Raw genomic sequence first — 14,746 nt, forward strand, 5'->3', positions numbered from 1 at the left:
GCGTTTCTGTTTTATAGCCAGCACCAATAGCCTGGGTTCTTCACGATCTCGATGCGAGGATGCAGGTCCTTGAGTCGCCCACCATCCTGCAGGACGTTCCACTCGAGGGTGAACATCCCCTTCCACTTGCCTTCAAAATCTCCGAGAAAACAGCTTGTCGCATCTGCGCCCCAGCCTGCGGCCTTAGGCGGATTGGCACTGTAGCTCCGGACCGGGGCATCTCCGTCCCAGACCTTCCATTCGACGTGAAGCAGGGGCGGTGTGTCGCATCGGTGATTGGGGCGCGGCGGTCCCAGATCGCAGTCGAGTTGATCCAAGGGCAACCGCCGATCAACATTGAGCCATACGTGGTAGTCGTGCTTCCCGACGGGAAATGCTTCACTGCGCCATGTTCCCACTGTTAGCGGTACCGGAAAGGTTGGCGCAGGGGTGCAGTGAATCGAGGCTCCCGACGCAACGTGGGGGACGGGGGACCACCCGGGCAAAGCGAAAGAACCCGCTACTGCGCTCAGGCTTCGGAGAATATCGCGTCTTGTGAAGGGCCTCGTCGTACCCACTTCAACAGCGGTTCTTTGGGTTTCCATCAAACAATCATCCCTTGGGACCGTCATGGGGAACGCCCTCTCATGTGTCACTTCTTCCACCGTCGCAACTTGTGCTCACATCTAGATCGTTTTACGATCTAGATGTGAGTGCGAAGAAAGATCATCCCTCCATCCCTCCGGACGTTAAGGAACTCGCGGAATTCCGCTTCCTCCTCCGCCGCTTCCTCGCATTTAGCGAGCAGGCCGCCGAGTCCAATGGCCTTCCGGCACAGCAGCACCAGCTGTTGCTCCAGGTCGCAGGTGCCCCGGAGGGAACGGACGTGACGCCCACCTATCTTGCCACCCGCCTGGCGTTGCGGCGCCACAGTGTCGTCGAGCTGTGCAACAGGTGCGAGAGCGCAGGATTATTGCGGAGGATTGCCTCCGAGGAAGATCTCCGCAGCGTTTCGCTCCATCTGACGTCACAGGGGGAAGAGATCCTGACGAAGCTCTCCCAGGCGCATGCTGCCGAACTGCGCGAGCGCGTGCCCGACCTGGTGGACTCGCTTCGGCGCCTTCTTGCGATGGAAGGAGACCGATGACCGCGAAGCTACGCAGATACCCGCTCGTCAGCAGGCTAATGCCGCTGGTTCGCGAGGACCTCGACAACACCTACGCGCGCGACTTGCACAAGTGGCTGCTGATTGCGCCCTTACTGGGCGTGACCGTCGGCCTCACGGTGACGGCAGTGAGCGAGATCATTCTGCGGCGGATGTGGTCGCCCGTGCTGGCTTGTTTCCTCGCGCATCCATGGACCATCGTGCCGATCGTTACCGCGGGTTGCGGCCTCGCCGGGGTGGTGATGCAGCTCTGGACGCCCAATCCCAACGAGCACTCCACCGAAGAGATCCTCCACGCCTACCACCACGACGAGGGTAGGGTGGACATGCGTCCGTTTGCCGCGAAGCTGGCGGCTGCAGCGCTAACAGTAGGACTGGGAGGAAGCGCCGCGCTGGAGGGCCCAAGTATCTACAGCGGCGGTGCATTGGGATCCTGGCTGTGGGAGCGTCTGCGGCGTATTAAAGCCTTTCGCCTGACGGACCGGGACCGGCGCATTCTTCTCATCAGCGGTGCTGCGGCAGGCATGTCAGCGGTGTTTCGCGCCCCGCTGACCGGCATCGTCTTTGCGCTCGAGATGCCCTACAAGGATGACCTCGCGCATGAAGCCCTCCTGCCTTCGCTATTGGCCTCGGTGGTCTCCTACGTCACGTTGGGTTCATTTCTTGGGGGTGAGCCGCTGTTCGACTTCCACAGCACAGGTAGCTACACGATGCATGATCTGTGGTGGTGTGCGTTGCTGGGAGCGCTCGTGGGCCTCGCGGCAATGACCTTCGTGATCTCGTTCCGACGGCTGCGTTTCGCTGTCGTGAAGTTGAAGGCGCCGCACGCCCTGAAGCTCACGGTGGGTGGATTGCTCACGGGACTCACTGGCCTTGGATTCCTCCGCTGCTATCCCGGTCGGCTCATTCCGTTGGGCCCAAATTACGAGGCCGTGGGGATGATCCTGGATCAATCGCATGGGACCCGCGAACTGCTGTCGTTTGTGGCCGCCAAGCTGGGAGCGACGGCGTTCACGCTTGGAGCAGGTGGTGTCAGCGCGATGTTCGTGCCGCTGTTTCTTAGCGGTGGAACTCTGGGCGTGGCCTTCTCGCAGAGCTTCGTGCATAGCAGCCAGCCGGATCTCTACGCCGCAGTGGGCATGGCGGCTTTTCTGTCGGCAGCCTACAAAACCCCGCTGGCTGCGGTGGTTTTCGTGGCGGAGGCCACGGGTGGCCACGCATTTCTGATCCCGGCGTTGGTCGGCGCGGCTGTAGCGTATATCGTTTCTGGGGATTCGTCGATATCGCCTGAGCAAACGGTCCACGAACGGGCAGAAGCGCCGCCTCCTAGCAGCAACCCCGCAGGAAATCCAAAGCCTTAGGCGAAAAATATTGCAAAATCAGATTCTCCCAGCTATGCTTATTGGGTTGGGCGTACTGCGTCCGCGGTACGTTGTGCCTGCTCGAATCTGAAGCTGGCGCGAAGCCCCCGCAAAACATCTGAAGTCCGGTTCTTCCACGAAACGAGACTTGCGCGTCCGGTCCAGAATCATGATCGCGCGCAAGATACTCCAAACCGATCTTTGTTTGAAGGTCAGAAAGTAGTTCCCGAATGGCTCAGCAGCGCATTCGCATTCGCCTGAAGGCGTATGACTACCGTGTTCTCGACACCTCCACTGGAGAAATCGTCGAGACCGCAAAGCGCACCGGCGCGCAGGTTGCAGGTCCGATTCCCCTGCCCACCATGAAGAACAAGTACTGCGTTCTGCGCTCGCCCCACGTGGACAAGAAGTCCCGCGAGGCCTTTGAGATTCGCACCCACAAGCGCCTGATCGACATCCTGGAGCCCACGCAGCAGACGGTGGACGCCCTGATGAAGCTCGATCTTCCCGCGGGCGTGGACGTCGAGATCAAGACAGTTACGAAGTAAGAGCTAGGTTTCAGGGCCCAGGTTTCAGGGCTCAGAAGCCAAAAGCGCATCAGAGTTAGCCTTCTGGACCCTTGGCCCTGAGCCCTGGACCCTGGAAGCAATACCTACAGTGCCCGGCACAAGCTGCCGGCGCATGATGAGGAGAGAAAGCAATGTCAGTAACAGGTATTCTCGGCAAGAAGATCGGCATGACCCAGATCTTCGACGAAAAGGGTTTGGTTCACCCGATCACCGTTCTCCAGGTTGGCCCCTGCGTGATCACGCAGCTCAAGACCAAGGCCAAGGACGGTTACGATGCCGCCCAGATCGGCCTTGTTGAGTTCATCAAGGCCTCCAAGATCAACAAGCCGATGACCGGCCACCTCGCCAAGACCTCCGCCCCTCCGGTGCGTGAGGTTCGCGAAGTTGCTCTCGAGTCCGTTACGGGCGCCGAGGGTGATCAGACGGCCAAGGCTGGCGACCGCATCACCGTTGAGATCTTCAACGATGCTCGCTTTGTTGACGTGATCGGCAAGAGCAAGGGCCGCGGCTTCGCGGGCGTTGTTCGTCGTCACGGCTTCGGCGGCGGTCCCAAGTCGCACGGTCACATGTTCCAGATCCAGGGTTCGATCGGCGCTTCGTCGTTCCCTTCGCGCGTCTTCCCGGGCCAGCGTATGCCGGGTCACTTCGGTGACGCGCAGATCACGGTTCGCAACCTCCGCATTCGCGGCATCGACGTTGAGGACAACCTCCTCATGGTCGAGGGCGCGGTCCCCGGAGCGAAGGACGGTTACGTTCTCGTCTCGAAGTCGAAGGCTCCGCCGCGCGAGCGTCGTGGCTTCGCCGGTACGGAGACCAAGGACGCACTGAAGGCCAGCAAGAAGGCCGCTCCGAAGAAGAAGTAGGCACCTGCGGTGCGGCGGGACGCGCCTTCGGCGCCAGCGCTGCACCGCAATGCTTCAGCAGCACAAGCTGCGCGCGGAACATAGCGAGTTACGCAGCCTAACAACGTGAGGGCCCATGGCAACGTTCATGGGCACGGAAAAGAGAAGTTGAGATGGCAAGCATTCAGGTGGTCAATCTCGAGGGCGGAAAGGTCGGCGAGCTGGAGCTCGACGAGCTGTTCTCGGGAGACATCAATGAGGCCCTGTTGTGGGAGGCTGTAAAGCACTATCGTGCTTCGCTCCGCCAGGGTACGCACGCGACCAAGAACCGCAAGGCGGTTTCGGGCGCAGGTAAGAAGCTTTGGAAGCAGAAGGGCACGGGCCGCGCCCGCGTCGGCAGCATCCGCACCCCGCTCTGGCGTGGTGGTGGTACGGTCCACGGACCTCAGCCGCGCAGCTATGAGTACCAGTTCCCGAAGAAGAAGCTCCTCGGTGCGCTGCGCTCGGCGATCGCGTCCAAGCTGGCCGACGGCAAGCTCACCATCGTGGAGAACTTCGCGGTGGCCGAGGCCAAGACCAAGATCTTCCGCACCGCGCTGAACAAGCTCGAAGCGAAGAAGACCACCCTGCTGGTCGAGTCGACCCAGCAGCTCGAAGAGAAGCTTTATCTCGGTTCGCGCAACCTGGCGGGCGTTGAGCTGGTGCTCTCGAGCGAGGTTCACCCCTACGATCTGCTCCGCTACGAGCGTGCCATCTTCTCCAAGGCTGCGTTTGAGGCTCTGCAGGAGACGTTGAAGAAGAACGTCAGCAAGAAGTCGAAGAAGGAGGTCGCTTAAATTATGTCGACCCTATACAAAGTCATCCGCCGCCCGCTGATCACCGAGAAGGCTCTCACGACACGTGAGACCGAGAGCTCGCTGGTGTTCGAAGTGGCTTCGACCGCGACGAAGACCGAAGTCAAGCAGGCTGTTGAGCAGCTCTTCAATGTGAAGGTTGCCAGCGTCCGCACCGCCATCGTCCTGGGCAAGGAGCGCCGCCGTGGCCGCTTCGCCGGCTTCCTTCCTGACTGGAAGAAGGCCTACGTGAAGCTGAAGGCCGGGGAGAAGGTTCCCGACTTCGCAGCAGAGATCTAGTCCGTTGTTGGTTGTTGGGTTTTTGGTGTTGGGTCTCCCGCACCGCCCAACAACCAACACCTGAGAACCAACAACGGTTCTTGATTCACCTATCGCGCGCGACCAACGCGGCGCGGAGAAGAGAGAAAAGGCACCATGCCGATCAAAACATTCCGTCCGATTACCCCGACCCTTCGTTTCCAGACGAAGCTGGTCAACGACGACATCACGACCAATGAGCCGCACAAGCCGCTCCTGGTTCCCAAGCAGCGCACCGGCGGCCGCAACAACATGGGCAAGCTGTCCGTTCGTCACCATGGCGGCGGTCACAAGCAGAAGTTGCGCCTCATCGACTTCAAGCGCGACAAGTACGGTATCCCCGGCACGGTTGCGACGATCGAGTACGATCCGAACCGCAGTTCGCGCATCGCGCTCATCCACTACGCGGACGGCGAGAAGCGCTACATGATCCAGCCGGTTGGCCTGAAGGTTGGCCAGAAGGTGATGAGCGGTCCTGAGGCCGACATCCTGGTTGGCAACGCGCTGCCGCTGAAGAACATTCCCGTTGGTACGACGGTGCACAACATCGAGCTTCGCCCCGGCAAGGGTGCGCAGATGGCCCGCTCGGCCGGCGCTCAGGTCAACCTGATCGCGAAGGAAGGCGACTACGCCCTCCTGAAGCTGCCCTCCGGCGAGACCCGCAAGGTGCTCATCGACTGCATGGCGACCATCGGCCAGGTTGGCAACACCGATCACGAGAACGTCTCGATCGGCAAGGCCGGCCGTAACCGCTGGAAGGGCATTCGCCCGACCAACCGTGGTGTCTCGATGAACCCGGTCGATCACCCGCACGGTGGTGGTGAAGGTAAGACCTCGGGTGGACGTCACCCGGTGACCCCGTGGGGTCAGCCGACGCGTGGCTACAAGACCCGTAACAACAAGCGTACGGACGTGTTCATCGTCTCGCGCCGCAACAAGGGCAAGTAATCGCGTTCGACGTTCCACGTTGTACGTCAAAGCGTACGGCACAACGTAGAACGTACAACGTGGAGCGTACAACGGCACATCGCCACCCGGAGGAGCGTCAGGGCATCGGCGCATTAAGGGCAAGACCAAGTCGCAGCTCTCCTCCTGCGATTCGTCACATCGAGCACCAAGGAGTTTTACATGTCACGCTCCACAAAAAAGGGCCCGTTCATCGACGAGCACCTGATGAGCAAGATCAACGTGATGAACCAGGCGAATGACAAGAAGGTCATCCGCACCTGGTCGCGTCGCTCGACCATCCACCCGGATATGGTTGGCCACACTATCGCCGTGCACAACGGCCGCAAGTTCATCCCGGTGTACTGCACGGAGAACATGGTCGGTCACAAGCTCGGAGAGTTCTCCGCGACGCGCACGTTCAAGGGCCACACCGCCAAGGGCGGCGATACGGCAAAGGCCAAGTAGTCAGGGCCACAGGATCAGGCCAACAAGATCAGGCCGAAGCTGCCAGCGACAAGCTCTCAGCTTCCAGCCGTAAGGGATAAGAAGATGGCAAAGACAACAGCAACTGCTCCTGAGTTCCGCGCTGAAGCCCGGAACCAGCGCGTCAGCCCGCAGAAGGCCAAGCTCGTGCTTGACCTCATCAAGGGTCTGCACGTGGAAGCCGCAATCAACACGATGGCGTTCACCAACAAGCGCATTGCGCCAGTGGTCGAGAAGGTGATCCGCTCTGCGGTCGCGAACGCGCAGCACCTCTCCGACGAGCGTGGTCTCGATGTCGATGTGGACAACCTCATCGTCAAGACCGCGGTGGCCAACGAAGGCCCCCGCATGAAGCGTATCCGCCCTGCCCCGATGGGCCGTGCGTACCGCTACCAGCGCCGCATCGCACACATCATCATCACGGTGGCCGAAAAGAAGGCCGCCGAGGTGGAGACCGCATCGGCTCCCGCAGCCGCTGCGCCGAAGAAGACCGCTGGCAAGAAGGCGGCCAAGAAGTCCACTGCCAAGAAGGCCGCAAAGAAGTCCGCGACTAAGAAGGCAGTTGCGCAGTAACGAAGTCCGTTCTGCGTCCTGCGATGTGCGCTGACCGAAAGGCTGCGCCCACGACGGACGGTGAACAAAGAACCACCTGGTGAGTGTGCCGGTGCAGCGAGCGATCTCTGCTCCGGCCACAAAATCCGTGTAGTCTGCGCCCTCCGGCTCAACCGGAAGCGGCGAGAAAAGAAGGAAATATGGGACAGAAAGTCCATCCGTATGGATTCCGCCTCGGCGTCAATAAGCCGTGGAAGTCGCGCTGGTTCACCGAGCGCGGCTTTGACAAGCTCCTCGTCGAGGACGTCAAGCTCAAGGCTGAGCTGCGCGACAAGCTGAAGGCCGCCGGCGTCTCCTCCGTCGAGGTCGAGCGTCCGGGCAACAAGCTGCGCCTGATCATCCGCACCGCGCGTCCGGGCATCATCATCGGCCGCAAGGGCGCCGAGATCGACAAGCTCAAGGCTGACATCCAGAAGCGCACCAACCGCGAGGTGTTCATCGACATCCTCGAGGTCAACAAGCCTGAGCTCGACGCGCAGCTCGTCTCCGAGAACATCGCTCTGCAGCTCGAGAAGCGCGTCTCGTTCCGCCGCGCCATGCGTAAGAGCGTGGATTCGGCTCTGCGTTTCGGTTGCAAGGGCATCAAGGTCCGCGTGTCGGGCCGCCTGAACGGTAACGAAATCGCTCGCTCCGAGTGGTACCTCCAGGGCCGTCTGCCGCTGCACACGCTGCGCGCCGACATCGACTACGGTTTCTCCGAAGCGAAGACCACCTTCGGAATCATCGGCGTCAAGACCTGGATCTACCGTGGCGACATCTACGAGCAGAAGAAGCGCCGCGACAACGTCACGACGACCGGCGCGTTCTAAACACAAGGGCTTAGGGGTCAGGGCCAAGGGCCCAGAAGGCAACGAGCTTTCTGGAACCTGAACCCTGGGCCCCGAACCCTACGAAATTCGCACCTGGCGCGAATTTCTGCTACACTAATTTGGTTTGGCCCTGAGTCTGCCCGTGCCTAACGGCGAGCGGCAGAGACCTCGGTCGAGCTTATAGATGAGCCGGAAGCATTGAGGCTTATCTCCTGCGCCAGTCCCGTCTCCGGGCCGATGCGGCAAGCTCCGAGGGTATTCCAAGCAAGACTCACGAAGCGATCTTTGCTTCTTCGCTGGATCAGCCACGATCTTTATGGCTCGATCTTCCGGGCTCGCTCCTGTTTTGGAGAAGGCCTGGCATTACCCCTCGGGCGCCGTAAGGAATTTCCGGGGAAACGATAAGGATTGAAACAATGCTTCTGCCCAAGAAGGTCAAGTACCGCAAGCAACAGCGCGGCCGCATGTGCGGCAAGGCGTGGCGCGGTTCGGATATCTCGTTCGGCGATTACGGCCTGAAGGTTCTCGAGTGCGGTTACATCACCGACCGCCAGATCGAAGCTTCGCGTATCGCGATGACGCGCTTTATCAAGCGCGGTGGCAAGGTCTGGCTCCGTCTGTTCCCGGACAAGCCGATCACGAAGAAGCCGGCCGAAACCCGTATGGGTAAGGGTAAGGGCGCTCCGGATCACTGGGTTGCGGTTGTTCGCCCCGGCAAGATCCTGTTCGAGATGGAAGGCGTTCCGGTGGACATCGCGAAGGAAGCGATGCGTCTGGCGTCCCACAAGCTCGGCCTCAAGACCACCTTTGTCGTTCGCCCGGGCTTCACGCCTGAGGTTGTCGCCAAGTAAAGTTTCGGCTTCGCTCGAGGGGGTTACCTCTCGAGCGAAGCCATTGCAGGACACGTAGTACCAATTTCCTGAGTATCAGCATTGCCGTTCAGGCGGAAGGAAAATGAAATGGAACTGGACAAGATCCGTAGTCTCAGCGACGAGGACCTGAAGGCCGAAGAGAAGAAGTCGGCCGAGCAGCTCTTCCGTATTCGCTTCTCGAAGTCCCTGGGTAAGACCGAAGGGATCAAGAACATCCGCTCGCTCAAGATCGACATCGCGCGCTTCAAGACTGTAGCTCGCGAGCGCGAGCTGGCTGCCGCCAAGGGAGGCAAATAACAATGGCTGAGAACACGCAGAACGCCACCACGCAGCAGCCCGAAGCGGCCCGCCGCAACGAGAAGGTCGGCAACGTCGTTTCGACCAAGATGCAGAAGACCATCGTGGTCGAGATCGAAATGCGCAAGGCGCACCCCAAGTACAAGCGCGTGATGAAGTCGAACAAGAAGTTCTACGCGCACGACGAGCAGAACTCGGCCCGCGTCGGCGATGTGGTTCGCATTCGCGAGACCCGTCCTCTGTCGAAGCTGAAGCGCTGGAACCTCGAAGAGATCATCCGCCGCTCCTCGCTCTCCGCGATCGCGGACGAGAAGCCTGTCGCGGCCGAGTCGGCCACGAAGTAAGTATTCGGCCGGCTTCGGCCGGCGTCCTGAAGGCAGAGCGGGATACCGCCTCCTCGGGATGAAAAGCTAGTTGCGTAAGCGCAAGGAGATACATCCATGGCAGTTCAAATGCGCACCATCCTCGCAGTGGCCGACAACTCCGGCGCTCGCAAGCTGCAGGTCATCCTGCCGCTTGGCGGCGGACTCGGAAAGAAGGCCGGCCTGGGCGACGTGGTGACAGCTGCGGTGAAGGAAGCTTCGCCGGACGGCACCGTGAAGAAGGGCAAGGTTGTGAAGGCAGTCATCGTTCGCCTCCACAAGGAGACGCGCCGCAAGGACGGCACCTACATTCGCTTCGATGAGAACGCGGCTGTTGTGGTCAACGATTCGATGGAGCCCGTCGGTACCCGCGTCTTCGGACCGGTTGCCCGCGAACTCCGCGACAAGAAGTTCCTCAAGATCGTGTCGCTTGCACCAGAAGTGATTTAGTAGCGAGTGAATAGTGAGGGAGTGAATAGTGAAGTAACCAAGAGCGTTCTTCACTATTCACTAACGACTATTCACTGTTTTTAGCGGATTCCGGCTCCGCGCTCTTCACTGAGCAATGATGGCCGAGGTTGCACCAAGGAGAAGTACCAATGGCAAAGATCAAGCGCAATGACCTGGTGGTCGTGATCGCGGGCAAGAACAAGGGCACAAGCACCCACCGCGTCCTCCGCGTGTTGACCGACAAGAACCGCGTGCTGGTTGAAGGTGTCAACATCGTCACCAAGCACAAGAAGCCCACGCAGACCCAGCAGGGCGGCATCGTCAAGCAGGAAGCTCCGATCCACATCTCGAACGTGATGGTGGTGGACTCTGACGGCAAGCCGACGCGTGTTGGTTTCTCGACCGAGAGTGGCAAGAAGACCCGCATCGCCCGCTCCAACGGCGCGAACATTGCGGAGCCGAAGGCCAAGTAAGAAAGAACGAGTGAGTAGTGAGTAGAGGGCAGAGAGTAGAGCAGATAGGGTTACTCACTGCAGACTGTAATCTACTCACTCCACGAAATTGAGCACCTCACGAACCGGTATCCACTCCGACACCGTGAGAAAGGAAGACGAATCATGGCAGCACGTCTCAAAGAGAAGTTTGCGACCGAGATCAAGGCAGCAGTTCAGAAGGAACTGGGCATCACGAACCTGATGGCCGTGCCGAAGCTCGAGAAGATTGTCATCAACATGGGCATCGGCGAAGCAACGCAGAACGCGAAGATCATGGACCCGCTGACGGCCGATCTCGCTGCGATCGCCGGCCAGAAGCCGGTTGTCACCAAGGCGAAGAAGTCGATCGCGGCCTTCAAGCTGCGCGAAGGCATGCCGATCGGCGCGATGGTCACGCTGCGCGGGGACAAGATGTACGAGTTCCTCGATCGCCTGATCTCCGTGGCTCTGCCCCGTGTGCGTGACTTCCGCGGCGTCAGCTCGAAGAGCTTCGACGGCCGCGGCAATTACACCCTCGGTCTGCGCGATCAGCTGATCTTCCCGGAGATCGACTACTCGAAGGTAGACAAGACCAAGGGTATGAACGTCACGATCGTGACCACGGCCAAGGACGACAACGAAGCCCGCACTCTGCTCCGCGCCTTCGGTATGCCGTTCCGCCAGGGTAACTAGTTCAGGTTTCGTGGCCCGCGTTGAGGGCTTAGAAAGCAGAGGCGTGAGCCTCAGAGGAATCAAATGGCAACTACTGCTAAGAAGGTCAAAGACGCACGCAAGCCGAAGTTCAAGTCGCGCCAGCACAACCGCTGCCAGATCTGCGGTCGTCCGCGCGCGTTCCTGCGCAAGTTCGGCTGCTGCCGTCTGTGCTTCCGCGGCCTGGCGCTCAAGGGCGAGATCCCGGGCGTCGTCAAGTCGAGCTGGTAAGCAAGAACCAAGGCTCTGCGCCGCAGAGACCTGTCCGCTGATGCGGGTGTGAGTCTGTGGCGAGCAACATAGTCCCGGCGTGCTTGATCGACTCAAGGGCGCCACAACCATCCTCGCTGGTTCTCCGCGCGATTCGCGCCGAGCGAACGGAGGATGAAAGGATAGACGATGAATCTGACCGATCCAGTTGCAGACTTCTTGACGCGCATCCGTAACGCGCAAGGCGCCCGCCACCAGAAGCTTGACGTTCCGGCGTCGAAGCTGAAGGCGGAGATTGCCCGCATTCTCAAGGAAGAGGGCTACATCGCCAACTACAAGGCAGCCGAGGAAGATGGCCGCCGCGTTCTCCGTGTGTACCTCAAGTACGGTCCGAACAACGAGTCCGTCATTCGCGACCTCAAGCGCATCTCCAAGCCCGGTTGCCGCGTGTACATCGGCCGTGACGAGATCAAGCGCGTTCAGGGCGGCCTCGGCATCAGCATCATGACCACCCCCAAAGGTGTCATGACCGGCCGCCAGGCTCGCCGCGAAAACGTTGGTGGCGAGATTCTCTGCGAAGTTTGGTAAGCACGCCGTGGTTCCCGTCTTCGGGGCCACGACGTTGCACGAACGGCAGGTCACGGCTTCAGCTGTGACATCTGCCGGTAAGGTTTCAAGGGGCTTCGGCCCCTGAGGTAAGGCGGGCAACCGCCGGCTGCAGTGGAACGGAGTTCTTGGCTAGAAGCTAAGAGCCAGTGGCTGGAATTTAGCCTCTCTGCGACTCGCAAGCCACAAAAGGATTGACTTATGTCACGTATTGGCAAGAAGCCCATCACGCTGCCGAAGGGTGTCAAGTACACCGTCGGAACGAACGTAGTCGTGGTGGAAGGCCCCAAGGGGAAGACGCAGGCTCTGCTCCCCAACGGTGTTTCGCTGGTGGAGAAGGACGGCATCCTGACCGTGGAGCGCGAGAGCGACAAGTTCGCGGCCGTTCACGGCCTGGCGCGCGCTCTGGTCTTCAACGCGGTTGAAGGTGTCACGAACGGCTGGAAGAAGGAACTCGACGTGGTCGGCATCGGTTACCGCGTGGAGATGAAGGGTAAGGATGTTGTCGTGTTCACGCTCGGCTACTCCCACCCCATCGAGTTCCCGCTGCCCACCGGCATCGAGGTCGCCATCGACCCCAAGCAGACGCACGTTACGGTCTCGGGCATCGACCGCCAGAAGGTTGGCCAGGTTGCCGCCGACATGCGCTCGCTGCGTAAGCCGGATCCGTACAAGAACAAGGGAGTTCGCTACTCCAACGAGAAGCTGAAGAAGAAGGTCGGAAAGACCGGCGCCAAGTAATAGGGCGTAGGATCCAGGGCCAAGGGTTCAGAAGGCAAAGCTTTCTGGACCCTGAGCCCTGGACCCTGGTCCCTTCAATCACCGAACGTCGTTGAAGGTCAGCGACGCTATTAGGAAAGGAAACACATCATGATTGCTCTGCCGCAACGCAATACGATTCGCCAGCGCGTCCACGCCCGCATCCGTTCCAAGATGACGGGTACTGCTGAGCGCCCGCGCCTCAACGTGTACCGTTCGCTGAACCACATCTACACCCAGCTGATCGACGACGCGACCGGCAAGACCATCGCGCAGGCTTCGACCGTCCAGAAGAAGGGCGAGGAGAAGAAGGCTGGCGGCAATGTCGAGGCTGCGAAGGCAGTGGGCAAGCTCATCGCTGAGCGCGCTCAGGCCGCTGGCGTCAAGAAGGTCGTGTTCGATCGTGGTGGCTACCTGTACCACGGTCGCATCAAGGCCCTGGCCGACGCCGCTCGTGAAGCTGGCCTGGAGTTCTAAAGACCGACGTTGGTTGTCAGATGTTAGTTGTTGGGATCCAACATAAAATACCCAACAACTAACAACGTAGTTTTCAAGAGGGCTCAAGCCCCGAATAACGCAGCCCAGCGAGGCTGCAGCTCCGGACCGGTGTGCCGGGGACAAATACAAAACAAGGAAGAGTGCCTCATGGCAATCAAGAAGAGAATCGATGCGAATCGCTTGAACCTCAAGGACGAGGTTGTCGCGATCAACCGTGTGACCAAGGTGGTCAAGGGCGGTAAAAACATGAGCTTCGCAGCGCTGGTCATCGTTGGTGACCCGGCTGAGGGCGTTGTGGGCTACGGCTCGGGCAAGGCGAAGGAAGTTCCGCAGGCGATCCGCAAGGGCATCGAAGCGGCGAAGAAGAACCTGATCAAGGTCAACCTGACCTCGTACACGGTTCCTCATGACACCATCGGCCGCTTCGGTTCGGGCCAGGTCCTGCTCAAGCCGGCTCCGGAAGGTACCGGCGTGATCGCTGGTAAGACGGTCCGCGCTGTGATGACCGCTGCCGGTGTGCAGAACGTTCTGACCAAGTCGCTTGGTTCGGCGAACCCGCACAACGTGGTGAAGGCGACCTTCGTGGCGCTTTCGCAGCTGCGCGACAAGAACGAAGTGGCTGCACTCCGCGGCAAGGTAGCGGAAGAGCTCTAAGGACAAGGGATCGAGGCTGAAAGGCCTTGGTCCCGTCCGCAATACAAGTTCTGGACCCTGGGCTCTGAGCCCCGGATCCTGGGAGAAGAAACATGGCAGCGACGAGCATGATCAAGATCCAGTATTTCCGTTCGCAGATCTGCACGCCGGTGAAGCACAAGCTTGTGGTTAAGGGCCTGGGCTTCACTCGGTTGAACCAGATCGTCGAGCGCGAGGACACACCGTCGATCCGCGGCATGGTGAAGAAGATCCCCCACCTGGTGCGCATCGTCGAGTAGTTTGCGTTCCCCGGGAACGGGGAACATATCGCAAAGCCCAGGCGGCTTTGCCCCAAATGCGAGTCGGGAGCGATCCCGGCGTGAGCGAGGATTCACATGGCAACAAATCTCAGCAACCTGAAGCGTCCCAAGGGCGCGAATAGCAACAAGAAGCGTGTCGGCCGCGGTATGGGTTCGGGCATGGGTAAGACCTCGACTCGCGGCCACAAGGGCCAGGGTTCGCGTTCGGGCTCCAGCCTGATGCGCGGCTTCGAGGGCGGCCAGATGCCGCTGCACCGTCGCCTGCCGAAGCGTGGCTTCACCAACATCTTCCGCGTGGAGTACTCCGTTCTGAGCCTCGACACGATTGCCGAGCTTGGCGAGACCGAGCTCACGCTTGAGAAGATTGTGGCTGCTGGCCTGCTCAAGAAGCGCAACGGCCTCGTCAAGGTTCTCGCCAACGGCGCGATCTCGACCGCGGTCACCGTTCACGCCCACAAGTTCTCCAAGGCTGCGCAGGCAGCGATCGAGGCGGCCGGCGGGAAGGCCATCACGATCGGCTCCGAAGCTGCTGCTGCCTAAGCAATCCGGCCGGAGCCTGAGGGCTCCGGCCATTTTTGCATCTACGGCCTGATGCGGAGTGCACGCGACTGAATCGTCGTGATCTCTCCGGACAGG

At 60.3% G+C, this 14,746-nt stretch carries 23 protein-coding genes; all 23 read left to right on the forward strand.

Annotation, left to right across the window (positions count from 1 at the left end; translation table 11 throughout):
- Nucleotides 1-688: 688 nt before the first annotated feature.
- The 23 genes from C4S68_RS16020 to rplO all read left to right on the forward strand — a co-directional run bounded on the left by C4S68_RS16020 (nt 689) and on the right by rplO (nt 14,650).
- Nucleotides 689-1,126 (forward strand): MarR family winged helix-turn-helix transcriptional regulator, encoded by a 438-nt coding sequence (locus C4S68_RS16020; RefSeq protein WP_160115192.1) that lies wholly within the window; start codon nt 689-691, stop codon nt 1,124-1,126.
- Entirely contained in the window at nt 1,123-2,505 is a 1,383-nt protein-coding gene (locus tag C4S68_RS16025; protein ID WP_103934076.1) for a chloride channel protein, read from the forward strand. Before C4S68_RS16020 ends, C4S68_RS16025 begins: the two co-directional genes overlap by 4 nt.
- Nucleotides 2,506-2,735: 230 nt before the next feature.
- The gene (rpsJ, locus tag C4S68_RS16030; RefSeq protein ID WP_103934077.1) at nt 2,736-3,053 is read left to right on the forward strand and encodes a 30S ribosomal protein S10; all 318 of its coding nucleotides are present in this window, start codon (nt 2,736-2,738) and stop codon (nt 3,051-3,053) included.
- A 152-nt stretch (nt 3,054-3,205) separates the two neighbouring features.
- A complete protein-coding gene (gene rplC / locus C4S68_RS16035) occupies nt 3,206-3,937 on the forward strand; it encodes a 50S ribosomal protein L3 (RefSeq protein ID WP_103934078.1) in 732 nt (243 codons plus the stop codon).
- A 152-nt stretch (nt 3,938-4,089) separates the two neighbouring features.
- Nucleotides 4,090-4,752, forward strand: coding sequence for a 50S ribosomal protein L4 (gene rplD / locus C4S68_RS16040; protein WP_103934079.1), 663 nt, complete (start codon nt 4,090-4,092; stop codon nt 4,750-4,752).
- Between the two features lie 3 nt (nt 4,753-4,755).
- Nucleotides 4,756-5,049, forward strand: coding sequence for a 50S ribosomal protein L23 (locus C4S68_RS16045; RefSeq protein ID WP_103934080.1), 294 nt, complete (start codon nt 4,756-4,758; stop codon nt 5,047-5,049).
- A 135-nt stretch (nt 5,050-5,184) separates the two neighbouring features.
- On the forward strand, nt 5,185-6,015 hold the full coding sequence (rplB, locus tag C4S68_RS16050) for a 50S ribosomal protein L2 (RefSeq protein ID WP_103934081.1): 831 nt from the start codon (nt 5,185-5,187) through the stop codon (nt 6,013-6,015).
- A 180-nt stretch (nt 6,016-6,195) separates the two neighbouring features.
- Nucleotides 6,196-6,480 (forward strand): 30S ribosomal protein S19, encoded by a 285-nt coding sequence (gene rpsS, locus C4S68_RS16055; protein WP_103934082.1) that lies wholly within the window; start codon nt 6,196-6,198, stop codon nt 6,478-6,480.
- Nucleotides 6,481-6,564: 84 nt separating this feature from the next.
- Nucleotides 6,565-7,071, forward strand: coding sequence for a 50S ribosomal protein L22 (gene rplV, locus C4S68_RS16060; protein WP_103934083.1), 507 nt, complete (start codon nt 6,565-6,567; stop codon nt 7,069-7,071).
- A 179-nt stretch (nt 7,072-7,250) separates the two neighbouring features.
- Nucleotides 7,251-7,919, forward strand: a complete 669-nt coding sequence (gene rpsC, locus C4S68_RS16065) for a 30S ribosomal protein S3 (protein ID WP_103934084.1) — start codon at nt 7,251-7,253, stop codon at nt 7,917-7,919.
- Between the two features lie 416 nt (nt 7,920-8,335).
- On the forward strand, nt 8,336-8,770 hold the full coding sequence (gene rplP, locus C4S68_RS16070) for a 50S ribosomal protein L16 (RefSeq protein ID WP_103934085.1): 435 nt from the start codon (nt 8,336-8,338) through the stop codon (nt 8,768-8,770).
- 108 nt (nt 8,771-8,878) lie between these two features.
- Entirely contained in the window at nt 8,879-9,088 is a 210-nt protein-coding gene (rpmC, locus tag C4S68_RS16075) for a 50S ribosomal protein L29 (RefSeq protein ID WP_103934086.1), read from the forward strand.
- Between the two features lie 2 nt (nt 9,089-9,090).
- A complete protein-coding gene (gene rpsQ / locus C4S68_RS16080) occupies nt 9,091-9,432 on the forward strand; it encodes a 30S ribosomal protein S17 (protein ID WP_103934087.1) in 342 nt (113 codons plus the stop codon).
- 96 nt (nt 9,433-9,528) lie between these two features.
- On the forward strand, nt 9,529-9,900 hold the full coding sequence (rplN, locus tag C4S68_RS16085) for a 50S ribosomal protein L14 (protein ID WP_103934088.1): 372 nt from the start codon (nt 9,529-9,531) through the stop codon (nt 9,898-9,900).
- Nucleotides 9,901-10,049: 149 nt separating this feature from the next.
- Nucleotides 10,050-10,373 (forward strand): 50S ribosomal protein L24, encoded by a 324-nt coding sequence (rplX, locus tag C4S68_RS16090; protein WP_103934089.1) that lies wholly within the window; start codon nt 10,050-10,052, stop codon nt 10,371-10,373.
- A gap of 144 nt (nt 10,374-10,517) precedes the next feature.
- Entirely contained in the window at nt 10,518-11,066 is a 549-nt protein-coding gene (gene rplE / locus C4S68_RS16095) for a 50S ribosomal protein L5 (protein WP_103934090.1), read from the forward strand.
- Nucleotides 11,067-11,129: 63 nt separating this feature from the next.
- A complete protein-coding gene (locus tag C4S68_RS16100; RefSeq protein WP_103934091.1) occupies nt 11,130-11,315 on the forward strand; it encodes a type Z 30S ribosomal protein S14 in 186 nt (61 codons plus the stop codon).
- A 168-nt stretch (nt 11,316-11,483) separates the two neighbouring features.
- Nucleotides 11,484-11,882, forward strand: coding sequence for a 30S ribosomal protein S8 (rpsH, locus tag C4S68_RS16105; protein ID WP_103934092.1), 399 nt, complete (start codon nt 11,484-11,486; stop codon nt 11,880-11,882).
- Between the two features lie 219 nt (nt 11,883-12,101).
- A complete protein-coding gene (rplF, locus tag C4S68_RS16110) occupies nt 12,102-12,641 on the forward strand; it encodes a 50S ribosomal protein L6 (protein ID WP_103934093.1) in 540 nt (179 codons plus the stop codon).
- A 129-nt stretch (nt 12,642-12,770) separates the two neighbouring features.
- Nucleotides 12,771-13,136, forward strand: a complete 366-nt coding sequence (gene rplR, locus C4S68_RS16115) for a 50S ribosomal protein L18 (protein ID WP_103934094.1) — start codon at nt 12,771-12,773, stop codon at nt 13,134-13,136.
- A gap of 168 nt (nt 13,137-13,304) precedes the next feature.
- Entirely contained in the window at nt 13,305-13,811 is a 507-nt protein-coding gene (rpsE, locus tag C4S68_RS16120) for a 30S ribosomal protein S5 (protein WP_103934095.1), read from the forward strand.
- A gap of 92 nt (nt 13,812-13,903) precedes the next feature.
- Complete coding sequence (gene rpmD / locus C4S68_RS16125) at nt 13,904-14,089, forward strand: 50S ribosomal protein L30 (RefSeq protein WP_103934096.1); 186 nt, start codon at nt 13,904-13,906, stop codon at nt 14,087-14,089.
- A 96-nt stretch (nt 14,090-14,185) separates the two neighbouring features.
- A complete protein-coding gene (gene rplO / locus C4S68_RS16130) occupies nt 14,186-14,650 on the forward strand; it encodes a 50S ribosomal protein L15 (protein ID WP_103934097.1) in 465 nt (154 codons plus the stop codon).
- The last annotated feature ends 96 nt before the right edge of the window (nt 14,651-14,746 follow it).

The sequence above is a fragment of the Bryocella elongata genome, from assembly GCF_900108185.1.
GTDB classification, from domain to species: Bacteria; Acidobacteriota; Terriglobia; order Terriglobales; family Acidobacteriaceae; genus Granulicella; species Granulicella elongata.